The organism is Streptomyces sp. NPDC006879 (assembly GCF_042869595.1).
Lineage (GTDB): Bacteria > Actinomycetota > Actinomycetes > Streptomycetales > Streptomycetaceae > Streptomyces.
In genome coordinates, this window is the sequence record NZ_JBIAGC010000052.1 from 1 (window position 1) to 13,448 (window position 13,448).

15 protein-coding genes are annotated in these 13,448 nt (G+C 69.1%); 12 read left to right on the forward strand and 3 right to left on the reverse strand.

Annotated features, from left to right (window positions below):
• Window positions 1–139: 139 nt before the first annotated feature.
• Window positions 140–853: a formylglycine-generating enzyme family protein gene (locus tag ACFYMC_RS26280; RefSeq protein WP_388529504.1), complete on the reverse strand. Its 714-nt coding sequence runs from the start codon at window positions 851–853 to the stop codon at window positions 140–142.
• A gap of 256 nt (window positions 854–1,109) precedes the next feature.
• A complete protein-coding gene (locus tag ACFYMC_RS26285; RefSeq protein WP_388529505.1) occupies window positions 1,110–1,388 on the reverse strand; it encodes a hypothetical protein in 279 nt (92 codons plus the stop codon).
• A 237-nt stretch (window positions 1,389–1,625) separates the two neighbouring features.
• Here ACFYMC_RS26285 and ACFYMC_RS26290 point away from each other — a divergent pair, with 237 nt between their 5' ends.
• From ACFYMC_RS26290 to ACFYMC_RS26305, 4 genes are all read left to right on the forward strand, one after another.
• Complete coding sequence (locus ACFYMC_RS26290) at window positions 1,626–2,033, forward strand: hypothetical protein (RefSeq protein WP_388529507.1); 408 nt, start codon at window positions 1,626–1,628, stop codon at window positions 2,031–2,033.
• A 105-nt stretch (window positions 2,034–2,138) separates the two neighbouring features.
• The gene (locus ACFYMC_RS26295; protein WP_388529508.1) at window positions 2,139–2,735 is read left to right on the forward strand and encodes a phage tail protein; all 597 of its coding nucleotides are present in this window, start codon (window positions 2,139–2,141) and stop codon (window positions 2,733–2,735) included.
• Between the two features lie 94 nt (window positions 2,736–2,829).
• Window positions 2,830–3,120 carry a hypothetical protein gene (locus ACFYMC_RS26300; RefSeq protein WP_388529510.1) on the forward strand — a complete coding sequence of 97 codons (291 nt, stop codon included), beginning with the start codon at window positions 2,830–2,832 and terminating at the stop codon, window positions 3,118–3,120.
• A 65-nt stretch (window positions 3,121–3,185) separates the two neighbouring features.
• Window positions 3,186–3,545: a hypothetical protein gene (locus ACFYMC_RS26305; RefSeq protein ID WP_388529512.1), complete on the forward strand. Its 360-nt coding sequence runs from the start codon at window positions 3,186–3,188 to the stop codon at window positions 3,543–3,545.
• A 638-nt stretch (window positions 3,546–4,183) separates the two neighbouring features.
• Here the strand turns inward: ACFYMC_RS26305 and ACFYMC_RS26310 are convergent.
• Window positions 4,184–4,618, reverse strand: a complete 435-nt coding sequence (locus tag ACFYMC_RS26310) for a hypothetical protein (protein ID WP_388529514.1) — start codon at window positions 4,616–4,618, stop codon at window positions 4,184–4,186.
• Window positions 4,619–4,677: 59 nt separating this feature from the next.
• Here ACFYMC_RS26310 and ACFYMC_RS26315 point away from each other — a divergent pair, with 59 nt between their 5' ends.
• From ACFYMC_RS26315 to ACFYMC_RS26350, 8 genes are all read left to right on the forward strand, one after another.
• Complete coding sequence (locus tag ACFYMC_RS26315; RefSeq protein WP_388529515.1) at window positions 4,678–5,310, forward strand: hypothetical protein; 633 nt, start codon at window positions 4,678–4,680, stop codon at window positions 5,308–5,310.
• Window positions 5,311–5,319: 9 nt separating this feature from the next.
• Complete coding sequence (locus ACFYMC_RS26320) at window positions 5,320–6,519, forward strand: phage tail protein (RefSeq protein ID WP_388529517.1); 1,200 nt, start codon at window positions 5,320–5,322, stop codon at window positions 6,517–6,519.
• Window positions 6,516–7,805 carry a tape-measure protein gene (locus tag ACFYMC_RS26325; RefSeq protein WP_388529519.1) on the forward strand — a complete coding sequence of 430 codons (1,290 nt, stop codon included), beginning with the start codon at window positions 6,516–6,518 and terminating at the stop codon, window positions 7,803–7,805. Before ACFYMC_RS26320 ends, ACFYMC_RS26325 begins: the two co-directional genes overlap by 4 nt.
• A 36-nt stretch (window positions 7,806–7,841) precedes the next feature.
• Entirely contained in the window at window positions 7,842–8,777 is a 936-nt protein-coding gene (locus ACFYMC_RS26330; RefSeq protein WP_388529521.1) for a phage distal tail protein, read from the forward strand.
• Window positions 8,778–8,827: 50 nt separating this feature from the next.
• Complete coding sequence (locus tag ACFYMC_RS26335) at window positions 8,828–10,036, forward strand: hypothetical protein (RefSeq protein WP_388529523.1); 1,209 nt, start codon at window positions 8,828–8,830, stop codon at window positions 10,034–10,036.
• Between the two features lie 8 nt (window positions 10,037–10,044).
• On the forward strand, window positions 10,045–11,151 hold the full coding sequence (locus tag ACFYMC_RS26340; protein ID WP_388529524.1) for a hypothetical protein: 1,107 nt from the start codon (window positions 10,045–10,047) through the stop codon (window positions 11,149–11,151).
• Between the two features lie 4 nt (window positions 11,152–11,155).
• Window positions 11,156–11,872: a hypothetical protein gene (locus tag ACFYMC_RS26345; RefSeq protein ID WP_388529526.1), complete on the forward strand. Its 717-nt coding sequence runs from the start codon at window positions 11,156–11,158 to the stop codon at window positions 11,870–11,872.
• Window positions 11,873–11,953: 81 nt separating this feature from the next.
• Window positions 11,954–13,399 carry a phage tail protein gene (locus tag ACFYMC_RS26350; protein ID WP_388529528.1) on the forward strand — a complete coding sequence of 482 codons (1,446 nt, stop codon included), beginning with the start codon at window positions 11,954–11,956 and terminating at the stop codon, window positions 13,397–13,399.
• Window positions 13,400–13,448 lie beyond the last annotated feature (49 nt).

Here is a 13,448-nt window from a genome sequence, read left to right on the forward strand (position 1 = left end):
CCCCCCCCCCCCCCCCCCCCCCCCCCCCCCCCCCCCCCCCCCCCCCCCCCCCCCCCCCCCCCCCCCCCCCCCCCCCCCCCCCCCCCCCCCCCCCCTCTTCCGTTGCCCCGCCGCAGGGCACCGGGCGGATGCGGGCGGGTCAGTGGTCCGCGTTGCACGCGAGCCGGAAGCCGACGTCCTCGACCCGGAAGGTCGGGTGGCTGCGACGGCGTGCGGAGGCCCGGACGCTCCAGTGCTCGTCGAACCAGCCGCCACCGCGCAGCACCCGGTAGTTGCCGTACACCTCGGCGTCGTAGACGTCCCAGCACCAGTCCCAGACGTTCCCCAGCATGTCGTACAGGCCCCAGGAGTTGGGCCGTTTGCCGCCCACCTCCTGGGGGCGTTCCCGTGCGTTGTCGCGGTACCAGGCGATCTCGTCGAGCGGACCGTAGTGCGGCCCCGTGGTGCCGGCGCGGCAGGCGTACTCCCATTCGGCTTCGGTGGGTAGCCGGTAACCGTTCGCCGCGGTGTTCCAGATGGGAGAGGATTCCGCTTCCTCGTTAGGGGCCGGGAGCTCGTAGGCGGGGGTGCGGCCCTCGCGGTGGGACAGGGCGTTGCAGAACCGCACGGCGTCCCACCAGGACACCCCCTCCACAGGAAGCCGGTCCGCGTGTGTCGTGCTCGGCCGTTCGCCGGTGACCTGCGCGTACAGGTCCTGGGTGACCGGGAACGCGGCGAGTCGGTAGGGGGCGAGCTCGACCGGCCAACTGCGCCGGGTCCGCCGGTCGTGGAGGGTGATCCGTCCCGCGGGCAGGAAGATGGTCCGGATGCGCGGTGTGGGGGTTGTGGGGGGCGATCCTGCGGGCTGGTTCATGAGGTGAACTCCCTTCTTGGCCACTCCTCTTGTGGCGGCGTTGGCCGTCCGATGGGCGGGGTGCTGCGGGCCTCGGGCCGGTCCTGGCGGGGGAGCGGGGTGAACGTCGTACGGCGCGGCGCCGGCGGGCGGCCTGGTCCGGGGTCTTGGTGCCGGGGCGCGGGCAAGGGGCGTACGCACGCTGATGCGGTGCTTGGGCGGGTGTGTCGCGTTCGGTGGTGGAGCGGTGCCTGGTCGAGCGCAGTGCGTGCGGGGTTCATGCGGCGCGGCGGTCCGGCTGGTGTCGGGCGTGGTGGGGGTCCTGGGCCAGGGGCGAGGGTGAGGTGGTGTGGACGGCCTCCTGCCATCCGCTGGTGAAACCGCGCACCTCGGCGTCCACCGCGATCCGTGCCCCGACCTTGATCACCAGGGCGGTGAGGGTTCTGGCCACCTCACCGCTGTACGTCCCGGACTCGCCGGCTTCTGCTGCCACTTCCACGGCTGCCGCGACCACCTCGGTCAGTCGTTCTTGCGCACTGCCGGTTTCGCTGGCCACACGCACCCCACCTTTCGAATTCCTGTTCGAGGGTCCCGAGGGTAGCGCGCACGAGGAGCGACCCACCACTCACTACGCGCACCCTTAAAGATCGACTGCGCACGAACTGGTTGCGCGCTCGCACGATCTGAATCACAATGGGTGCAGCGGCGGAGCTGTGCCCCCCTCCCTCCAGGGCCCGGCTCCGCCGCCGCTCTGTGTCAGGTCCCCTTTCCTCCATAGGAGTGATGCCACGTCATGAGCTCAGCACCGAGCACCTTCCCGGACGTGGAGGCCATCGTCGTGGACCTCCTCGCCGACCGGCCGGAGCTGGCGGGGGCGGTCGTCGACGAGACCCCGCCGCCCGGATTCGACGGCACCCAGCAGGCCGTGATCGTCTCTCGCCGAGGCGGGGCCTGGATCGACGACCTCCACCTCGACCAGCCGTTGATCGAGCTGGAGGTCTACGGCCCCGACAAGCCGACCGCACACCTGTTGGCCAACGCGGCCAGGTCCGAGCTGCTCCGGGCGGCCGGCACCACGTACGGCACGACGCTCATCACCGATGTCGTGGAAGCCGACGGCCCGCGCTGGCTGCCCGACTACCTCTACACCGCCGCCAACCGCTACCTGTGCGTGTTGCGGCTCTCCCTCCGCACGGGCTGACCTCCCGCCCGTACGCCACTGACCAGGCCCCGCCGGAACCGGCGGGGCCTTTGCCGTACCCACGGCAGCCACACCGCACCAACCAACCGATCAAAAGGAGTTCCCATGGCAGGCAACAACGCCTCCGAGATCCGCGTCGCCGGCACCGGCCGCATCCTCGTCGCCGAGGTCGGCGCCGCGCTGCCCACGACCTTCACCGACAACCCGGCCGCCGACTGGGGCACCGGCTGGACGGACCTCGGGTACACCTCCACCGACGGGGTGACCTTCTCCAAGAAGGACAAGCTCGACGCGGTGGAGACCTGGCAGTCCATCAGCCCGGCCCGGTTCGTCTACGCGGACCGGGACCTGACGCTGAAGTTCGCCATGCTCCAGTTCAACGAGGACACCCTGCCGTTCTTCCTCGGGGGCAAGAAGACCGACTTCCGCAACGACAACACCAACAACCCCGGCGTCTACGAGTTCGACGTGCCGGACGGCCCGACCTTCGACGAGCGGGCCCTGGGTCTGGAGTTCACCGACGGCTCGGCGGTCACCTACCGCTTCGTCATCCCGCGCGGCCAGGTGACGGCCACCGACGACCTCAAGCTCGCCCGTAAGGCGGCGGCGATGCTCGGCGTCACCTTCACCGCGCTGTCGCCGGGCGAGGGCCAGGCGCTCGCCACCTTCGTGATGAAGGACGGGGCCTACGCCACCGTGTAACACCCCGTCGGGTGGGTGCCGATCCCGGTCGGCACCCACCCGGCACCTCCTTCACCCCCGCTCCACCTCTACTTCTCGCAAACGGAGAAAACCCATGGCTTCCTTCGACGTCAACGCCGCCCGCGCCCAGCGCATGGAGGCACTAGGCCACTCCTGGTCCTTCGAACTCGACGGCGACACCTTCGAACTGCCCACCGAACTCTCCCGCGCCGTGGCCAAATCACTGCGCGGCCTCGACGACAACGACGTGGACGGGCTGCTGAGGCTGTTGTTGGGCGAGCGGCAGTTCGAGCGCTTTGAGCGCCACGACATCACGATGCAGGACGTTGCCGCGATCCTTGAGGCCTACGGCAAGGAGACGGGGCTGGGCCTGGGGGAAGGCTGAGCCTCGACGAGTTCGTAGCCGAACACGCCGAGGCCCTCGAAGCCGACCTACTGCGGCACTACGGCGTGGACCTGCTCGACTGGCACCGCGGCAGGCTCTCTTCCCGCCGGCTCGCGGTGCTGGTCAAGCACATGCCACAGGACAGCGCAGTGGGCCGCGAACTCCACGGGGAGGACTCCCAGTGGAAGGTCACCGACTACCTCCTGGCCGCTGCCGTGGACCATCTCGCCGCCGCCAACTGGATGTTCGCCTGCGTCAACACCGACGAGGAATCCGACCCGCCGCAGGCCCCGGTCCCCGTGCCGAGGCCGGGGGGTGACCCGGACGTGACGGCCGGTGCCGTGCCCGGTCGGGACGGTTCTGCCGCGCCGGAGCCGGAGCCCGAGGGGCCGAGCCGGGTGGAGCTGGTGAGCTTCTTCGCGTGAACCGTGCGGGATGTTGACAACTGTCGCCGGCTCTGCGGCTCGCCCACCGCAGACGCCGGCGAGGAGTCCTCTCACCCGGAGAACGGTGGCTGTCGACCCCCGTGGACGGGGAGGGTCACCACCTTCCGGCGGGGAGCCGGGAAGGCTGCCACGGCCCTCTCGCAGGACATGGGCGCCGAGGACCAACACGGCTCCCAGATCCAGCACGACGGCTCCGGACGCGATCCTGAACAGCCTCCCCGTCGACAGGGGGCAGGAATTCGCAGTCGGCAGGGTTGCCGGGGTTGTGGGCGACGGGGGTTTTGCGGCAAGCGCACTCCGGGATTGCATTCTTGGAACGAGGCTGCCCAGGGTGTCGATTTCGGAAATCGGTGTTTCAGGCGGGATACGGAAGTCGTGTCCGTCGCGCCGGAAGGACTCGAAGTCACCGGAAATATGGGCACGGATTCCAGAAATGCATCGTCGAGCCTATCGCGGGGCCGGTCAAGGGGCTCAGCCGCCAAAGCTGTTCCCGTTTCGGAACCGGCGGGCGCATGGTGAGAGCCGCATCGCCCCGTCGCGAGGTCGGATCAACGAAATGTGCCAGCTGTGGGAACGCCGCTCCGCCTTGCGCCGCTCCGCCGGGACTCCGGGAACCTTCAGAAGAATGTGGTGAAAACCAGGAGCGTGCCGGTGACTGCGAAGCCGAGCCCGAACCAGGCGAGGAGTGGCACGAAGACGAACGCGAATGCCGCGCGTATGCCGAAGAACCGAATCGGCCACTTATCGGCTACGTGTGGGCTTGTGGGGAGATAGGTGAGGGCCACCGGGCTCCCGATCGCCGGCAGCATCCCTTCCCATGCGTCCAGGGTCACCTTGTGGATCTCGCCCCCGGGTGGTTGGTACTTCACAACCACCCGGCTTCCGTCGCGCATGCTCACATATCCGAGACATTCCCCCTGAATGCGCACGCCGCGCTTCCTGAGGCGGAATTGGTTGAACGCCCTTCGGCCCATAAATTGAGTGGCCCAAAGAATTCCGCAGGCAATAAACAGAAGGAAGAGTCCAAGTGCCAGGCCGCCGAGTCCACTCATTTTACCCCTTTTCTAATGGATGGCCGGAATTATAGCATGACGGAAGGAGTTTGGGTCGCATGGCCGATGAAATCATCACAGAAGACCAATGGAAAATCATCAGGGCGGTTTGCGAGAAGCTGACCGGTGTCGGCACTGTACTTAGTTTGTCGGGTGCCGGATTGGATGCGGCGGCAGACGCACTGAAGCCGGCGGATGGCGAGGACAACGGCATCAACGCGTCCAGTCAGTGGCTGTACTACAGCACGCAGACATTCAAGTTCGACCCCAGCCTCGTCACGTTCTCGCCCGACCTGATCGAGTTCACGCCGTCCGGTATTTCCGTCATGGGGAAGGAGAGGATTTCCTGGAAGGGAATTCTCTCGAAACTTTTCCCCAGGGGAGGCGTCGAGGAAGAGCTAGGAGGGCTACTCGAATCCGAAGGAAGTGGCCCCACGCGTGATTCTGACAGCGGTGAGGACCGGCGGCGCCGTGAGTTGGAGCAGTACGAGGACATCAAGCGGAGGATCGGGCGGATCGAAGAGGACGTCCGGCGCCGGGGTGGGCTGATTCGACAGGCCGATCGTATGGCCAGGCAGGCCCAGGGGGAGCACCGTCGGGCGTTCTTGGCCATGCGCGACCTGCGGATGGCCGAACTCAAGGGATTGCAGCGGGAGCTCGATCGTGCCGCTGCAATCCTGGACGGAAGATAAGGGGTACCCATGTCCTTCGTGAGCTCTCTGGGTAGAGCCTCGACCAAGCTGAGCACATTCAAGAGAGGCTTGGATTCCGCAGGAAAGAGTGCGGTCGGACTCCAGCGTGGAGCCCGTTCCAGTGACCGCGAACTCAGCAAGATCAAGTCCTCGGCCTCCGGGTCCGCCCGCGAGCTGCAGAAGATGCAGCGCGCCGCGGACAAGGCCGAGCGGTCCATGGCCAGGGCCGGAAAGACCGGTCAGAAGAGCGGCACCCAGGTCGGGAAGTTCAAGTCCGGCGCCGACAAGGCGTCCAAGGGCATGAAGGGCCTGAACAAGTCGATGAAGGGCAACATCATCGGCACCCTGCTCTCGCTCTTCGCCCCGCTCATCGAGAAGGTGGTCGAGATGGCCACCCGCTCCAAGACCATGCAGAAGGTCCTGAAGGTCGCCTTCGGTGCGATCAAGAAGGTCATCAGCTCGGTCATGAAGGTCGTCGGGCCGATCATGAAGAAGGCCGGTGTCCTGATCAAGAAGGTTTGGGACGGCATCAAGAAGGCCATCACGGTCGTCATCAAGGCCGTGGCCAAGGTCATCACGACCTACTTCAACGCCTGGAAGAAGATCATCACGACGGTGATGAACGCCGTGAAGAAGGTCATCTCCAGCGTCTGGAACGGCATCAAGAAGATCATCACCCCGGTCGTCAACTGGATCAGGGACGTCGTCCCCCGGGCCTTCACCGCAGTCAAGGACAAGCTCTCCCGCGTCTGGGGCGGGCTCAAGGACATCGCAGGGCGAGCCTTCGGCAAGATCAAGGGGGCGGTCAAGGGCCCGATCAACGCAGTCATCGACCTGATCAACTCCGCCATCCGCAAGCTCAACGGCATCAAGGTCTCGATCCCCGGCTGGGTGCCCCTCGTCGGCGGCAAGACCTTCGGCGTACACCTGCCCACCATCCCCCGGCTCGCTGAGGGCGGTGTGGTCCAGCCCCGTCGCGGTGGCGTCCACGCCCTGGTGGCCGAGGCCGGTGAGGCCGAGGCCGTGCTGCCGCTGTCCAAGCTGGACCGGCTGATGCGGCACACCGCCCGTCGGGCCCGCGCCGAAGCGCTCAACTCGGGGGCGGGTTCAACCGCCGGCTTCCAGATCGAGAACTACTACGAGGCGTCCTCCAGTGACATGAGGGAGACCGCCCACGCCCTGCTGTTCCTGTCCAAGGCCCGCGGATGAGTGCCGCGGCCCTCTCGTTCGGCCCGGACCCGCTCGCCGGTGTCGCATCGGCGCTGGGCACCTTCCGCGCCCGGCTGGGGGGCACCACCCGTTCACTGAAGAGCCTGAACGGAGCCGTTCGCAGGGCTGCCTCGGCCGCGGACGGCATCAGGGGCGGTGCGGCGGGCGCCGGTACGACGTTGCGCCAGTTCAAGAGCCGGGCCGAGGTCGCCGGCCGCTCGCTGACCAGGACCGGGCGTACGGCTGGTACCGCGGCGACTCGGTTGAAGTCGGGCGGCGCCAAGGCCCGGAGCGCGGCGGGCCCGCTGGGTTCGCTCGCCTCCGGGGCGGGGCTCTTCGGTTCGATGGTCGGTGTGTTCGGTAAGGCATCGGGCACCGTATCGAGGCTGATGGGCCTCTTCGGCGGCGCCCTCACGGTGGCCTCCGGCGCGATGACGGCGGTGAACGTGGCGATGCGGGCCAACCCGCTCGGCTTCCTCCTCAGCCTGATCGTGCCGTTGGTCGCGGCGATCATCACCTTCGCGATGAACTCCGAGGCCGGACAGAAGATCATGAAGCAGGTCTTCGATCAGGTCCTCAAGGTGTTCCGGGCCATCGGGAAGTTCCTCGCCCCGGTGATCCAGGGGTACGCCAAGGTGATCTCGCTGTACTTCACCGCGGTCAAGACGATCATCACGGGCGTGGTCAAGGGGGTTGGCGGGGTCCTTTCCAAGGGCTTCAACGGCGCCCGTTCCGCGCTCTCCTCGGCGACGGGCGCCCTCACCGGCCTGATCCGTGCCGCCTGGGGCGGCTTCAAGAAGGTGATCCAGCCCGTCCTGGACTGGATCACCAAGAAGATCCCGGACATGTTCACCCGGGTGAAGGACGCGATGACCGGCACCCTCCGTGGTATCGGCGACTTCCTCACCGCGGGCATGCAGAACCTGCTGGGCGTCATCAAAGGACCGCTGAACGGTCTGATCGCCTTCGCCAACTGGGTCATCGACGGCCTGAACAGCATCAGCTTCGACCACTTCGGGGTGAAGTTCGGCGTCCATCTGTCGAAGATCCCGCAGCTCGCCGAGGGCGGCGTCGTCCAGCCCTCGCCCGGCGGCGGCCCCGGTGCCGTTCGTCCGCTGTCCTCGCTGGAACGGCTGCGGCCGGCCGAGAGCGGCCACCGCGTACCCGAAGCCCGGGCCCATCCCCCGCAGCGCGCGCGGCTGCACGCGTATGACGCGGCCGAGGGCCGCGGTCCGCTCGCGGTGGCCGCGGACCTGCTGTTCCTGCACGAGGCGGCCGTCGCCTGAAGCAGTGACCGAACAGAAGTGAGGTGACGGCCCGTCATGGCCGTGTACACAAACGCATACAGAACCGAGACGGAACCCGGCTCACTGATCACCCGCGACGGGCAGATCCAGTGGGCCGGACTGCTGATGGGGCCCGGTACCCCCTACCAGATCGACCGCACCGGCATCACCGGTTGGGACGACCTCCCGGTCCTCGACACCGGTGACGTGCCCCGACCCGACCAACACGGTGCCTGGCCCGGTGCCCGATGGGCCCAACCCCGGCTGATCGGCGCGACCGTCTGGCTGCTCCCCGAGGACGCGGCGCGCGCCCACGAGGTGACCGCCGCCTTCCGGGCCGCCACCGGAGCCGACGGCGGCGAACAGTGGCTGGCCGTGCGCCTGCACGGCGAAACCCTCGCGGTGCGCGCCCGGGTCAGCCGTCGGGTGGTGCCCCAGGACCGCGCGTACGTCCGGGGAGGCACCTCCAAGACCAGCGTGCAGTGGACCGCCACCGACCCGCGCCGGTTCGGTGCGGCACTGCGCCAGGGCATGGCCGTGCTGCCCCGCACGGAACCGGGCCTGCAGTGGCAGACACCCACGGCCAGTGGGCTGGAGTTCCCGCTGGACTTCGGCGGCGCCGGCACCTCGGGCACCCTCAGCGCAGTCAACGAGGGCTCGGCCGCCAGCCACCCGGTCATCGAGTTCCGGGGACCGCTGCGCCGGCCCACGCTGACCCGGCTCTCCGACGGCCGTCAGCTCGAATACGACATCGTGCTCGGCGCCCAGGACGTACTGAGCGTGGACACCGAAGCGGGCACCGTCCTGCTGAACGGGACGGCTTCCCGCCTCTACACCGCGACCACCCGCTCCGCACCGGAACAGCTGTTCCACCTCGCCCCGGGCGCCACCTCGATGGCCTTCCGCTCGAACGACCCGACGCCCGACCCGCAGGCCTCGGTCACCGTGCTGTGGCGCGACGCCCACTGGTGAGCGTCGCTCTCCCCCCTTCCCTTCCGCACGTCACTACCCAGGAGGACAACATGCCCGTGCGTAGCGCATGGTTGATCAACCGCACCGAGACCGAGTCCGGCCAGTCCCGTACCGACACGCGGCTCGCCCCCGTCGGCACCTTCGCCCCTACCGGCGCCCTGAGTTCGGTCTCCGGCGTCGTGCCCGGCTCGGACGGCGGCCAGCATCTGATGGACGCGCTGTACGTGGAGGGCGCGGGGGTAGGCATGACCGCCAAGGTCTCCCCGGGCCGGGCCGTCATCCAGGGCAGCGCGCAGGCCGGCGCCTATCCGGTGGTGCTGACCGACTACGAACAGGTCACCTTCGACGACGGTGACGCCAGTAACCCCCGCATCGACCTGGTCGTCCTGCGGGTCCGCGACGATGCCGCGGACGGACTCGGGGAGACCGGCGCCACCTTGGAAGTCGTCAAGGGCACGCCCAAGGCAACTCCGGAAGCCCCCACCACACCCCTCGCCGCCCTCGCGCTGGCCCGGGTCACCGTGCAGGCCGGAGCATCCGTCGGCACCGGCGGGATCGCCTGGGCCACCGACGTCTACGACCTGCGCCGCCCCACCGTCGCGGCCGGCGGCATCCTCGCCGAGAGCTGGAACCGCAACGTCAACGGTGGCTACCGCGGGCAGTACCGGGACACCAGCGCCCAGTTCCAGCGCTGGGACGGCGAGCGCTGGGTGTCCTACCCCATCCAGGTCGGCGGCGTCGCCCCGCAGGGAGCCCTGGCCTCGGGGGAGTACACCGGCCAGTACCGGGACGAGGCCGGTCGTCTCCAGCGCTGGGACGGCACCGTGTGGCGCCCCGCAGTGGCCAGCCCGCCCTCGACGTTCACATTCCACAACGACGGCGGCTACACCACCTCCACCAGTTGGGTGGAGTCCATCACCGACACCACCGGACCGACCCTCACGGCGAACTTCATCGCGCCCGTCTCCGAGCAGGTTCTGATCACGGTCGGGTTCATGGGCTACCCGGCGGTGGACGGTCAGTGGGGCATGATGTCCGTCAACATCCGCAAGAACGGGGTGCTGGTGCACGCGGCCGACGAGGTCCGCGCCGCCCAGGTCTCCCACAAGGGAGGCTCCCAGTCGGTCTCCCACACCTTCCCGATCTACGGGCTTGAGCCCGGCGCCACGTACAGCGCCGTCTCCGCCTACCGCTCCTCGGCGACCAGCAGCAAGGTGTGGTACGACAACCGCTACATCCGCGTCGACCCGGTGCTGTGAGGCGGCCGGTGAACAACTCCGCGAACACCCCCGTCTACCGGGCGCTCTTCTGCGATCTGCGCACCGACCGGGTCCTGGACGTACTGCCGCTCACCGAGACGAAGTTCGACGACTTCATCGGTAAGCCCGGCTCGCTCACCGCCACGATCCCGCTACCGAACGGCGGACTCGCCAGCCGGGCCCGGGCGGCGCTGAGGCCCGGCCGCACCGCGGTCTGGCTGGAGCGGGACGGCGACATCTGGTGGGGCGGGGTGCTGTGGACCTGCACCCCCGTCTCCGACGAACAGGGTCGGCTGAAGGTGCAGTTCCAGGCCGGTACCTTCGACTCCTACCTCGACCACCGCATCCTCTCCGGGGACCTCCTCGGTACGGCCACCGAACAGTTCGACATCGCCCGCTCCCTCGTGGAGCACGCCCAGCAGCAGCCCGGCGGGGACATCGGCATCAGCCTCGGACACGAGCGGTCCGAGGTGCACCGGGACTACGCGTACGCCTACTCGGGCCTGGCCCGCATCCGTGAACTCCTGGACAAGCTCGCCCAGTTGGCAGACGGTTTCGAATGGCGGATCCACTGCTACCGGGACACCCAGGGGCGTCGGGTGAAACGACTGCAACTCGGCCACCCGAAGATCGAGTCTGGGCATGCGGACATCGTCCTCGACCATCCGGGTCAGATCCTCACCTACAGCCTCCCCACCGATTCGACCGTGCAGGCGAACGTATGGGTGGCGCGCGGGGAGTCGGCCAACACCGATCAGTCACAGGAGTCCGAACCGCTGACCGTGAGCGAGGAGTCCCCCGAGGACTTCGACGGCGGTTGGCCGCGCCTGGAGCGGACCTCCGATCACAGCGGCGTCAAGGACGAGGGGACCCTGAGGTCGCTGGCCCGGGCCGAACTCGCCCGGCAGAACCGGCCGGAGACCATTCCGGAACTCACCGTCCTGCTCGACGGGCAGATCACCCCGGCGCTCCTGGGCGCCCGGATCCGCCTGCGCATCCACGACCTGTGGCATCCGGAGGGCCTCAACCGCCACTACCGGATCGTCGGCCTCGGGGTGAACCCGCCCCAACGCACCAAGGCCGAGACCGCCACGCTCTACCTGGAAGGGGCGTGACGCCGTGGCGATCATCCCGACCGACCTGCTCGACCGCATCCGCGACCTGGAACGCCAGGTCCGGGAACTGATGGGCAGCGCCAACACCTCGCCGCCGCTGAACCAGATCAGCGGCGGCGAGGTGGTCATCGGAGACGGCGGGCGGCTGCGGGTGCGCGCGGCCGGCGGCGAGGACCTGCTCTACCTCGGGCGGGTCGAACCGGATCGGGTGGACGGCGCCGCCCAACAGGGCCTGGTGGTACGCCGGGACGACGGCTCCCTAGCCCTTACGGTCTGGACGGGCAGCCCCGACACGCTGCCGGTGCAGCCAGTCCAGATCCTCGACCGGCGCGGCAACGTGGTCGTCGCTGACGACGCCGCGCAGCGCGGTCTCGCCCGCCCGTACATCCCGTACCCGCTGCCGGAGCCGGTGGACACGGGCCGCTGGGAGTCGACCGGCGCCACCGACTGGACCACCCTCCACCGGGGCCCCGGAATCGCCCAACACCCAAGGCTGCACTGCCACATCGCCGCCGAAGGGGCGTCTGGTGCACAGCTGCGGCTGTTGGTGGACGGCGTCCAGGTCGGACCAGTGGGCACGGTCGGCGCGGGCTTGGTCTTCACCGAACCCATCGCCGCCGAGTTCAGCGCGACGGTCACCTTCGAAGTCCAGGCGAAGGTCCAGACCGCGGGGGACACCGTGCGCTGCCGCCCCCTGGCGCTGTACGGCGTCCAGTCCTGACCCCGGCCGCACCTGACCTCACCCGGCCGGCCCGGCCCCCGCCGGGCCGGTCGGCCCCTTCCCTCTACACAAGGAGACTTCGTGCTGCCTCCGTCCATCACCACCATCCACGTCACCGCCCGCTATCTGACTCCGGACGGCTCCGCGATGAGCGGTTCGGTCGAGTTCCGGCCGCCGGCGCTGCTCACCCACGCGGAGGCCGACGTGTTCGTCGGCGGACCGACCCGCGCCACCCTCGACGCGGAGGGCCGGATCAGCGTGGTCCTGCCCGCCACCGACCTGCCCGGCTGGAACCCGGTCGAGTGGACCTACCAGGTCACCGAGAAGCTCGGCGGCATGGAGCGTGTGCGTAACTACCAGATCGCGCTGCCCGCGGCCGTCCCTGAGGTGGACCTCGCCGACATCCGCCCCGCCGACCCCAACACCCCGCACTACGTGGCCGTACCGGGCCCGCCCGGGCCGGTCGGAGAGCTCGGACCGCAGGGTCCGGCCGGTCCGGTCCGGTCCGTGAACGGGCAGACGGCGGCGGACGTGGTGCTCACCGCCGCCGACGTGGCCGCGCTCGCCTCGACGGCGGCGGGCGCGGCCGGAGGTGTGGCAACCCTGGGCGCCGACGGCAAGGTGCCGGTCGCTCAACTGCCGGCCGCCGGTGGCGCCGTGGCCTCCGTCAACGGAATGACCGGCGCCGTGGTCCTGACCGCGGCCGACGTCAGCGCACTCACCCAGGCCGCCGGTGACCTTCGCTATCTACCGATCAACGGGGCTCCGGTGAAGTCCGTCAACGGGCAGGCCGGCCAGGTCACGCTCACGGCCTCCGATGTCCTCGCCGTCCCGGCCGGGGACGCGGTGCTGCTCGACGGCACGCAGACCGTCACCGGGACGAAGACCTTCGCCGTGCCACCGTCCTCCACCGCCAACCCCTCCAGCGCCGACCAGCTGACCCGCCGCGGCTACGTCGATTCGGTCTCCGCGGCCGGCACCTGGTCACCTGCCTCCATGGGCTTCGCCGGCTGGGCCTTCGACCCGGCGACCAGCTCCGCGAACTCCGACCAGTACTGCATCAACGGCTGGGTGTACCTGATCGGGGTGCCCCTGCACGCGGCCACCACCGTCAAGAACGTGGTGTTCTACATCTCGGGTTACGTCGGCGGAACCCTGAGCAGCGCTTCCTACGCGGGCCTGTACACCAGCACCGGCACCCGAGTGGGCGTGACCGCCAACCTCACCACGCTGATCACAGCCAACGAGGGCAAGACGGTGGTCTGCCCGCTGTCCTCTGCGTACAACGCGGCGGCCGGCCAGTACTGGATCGGCCTGGTCGTCAACGGGCCGAGCCCCAGCAACAACGGGCCCGCCTTCATGCGCGGGGCCAGCATGGGTGAGGCCCCCGGTGGAAGCGCCCGGATGCCCGGCAAGTTCATCCGCCACGGCCGTCTGTCCACCACCGGACAGACCTCACTGCCCGCCTCCTTCAACACCTCAAGCGTGGTCGCCGACTCCAACGCCATCTGGGCAGCACTGTCCTGACCGCCCCCTTCCCCGTGTGAACGCCCCGTGCCGGTTCCTCCGGCCGGGG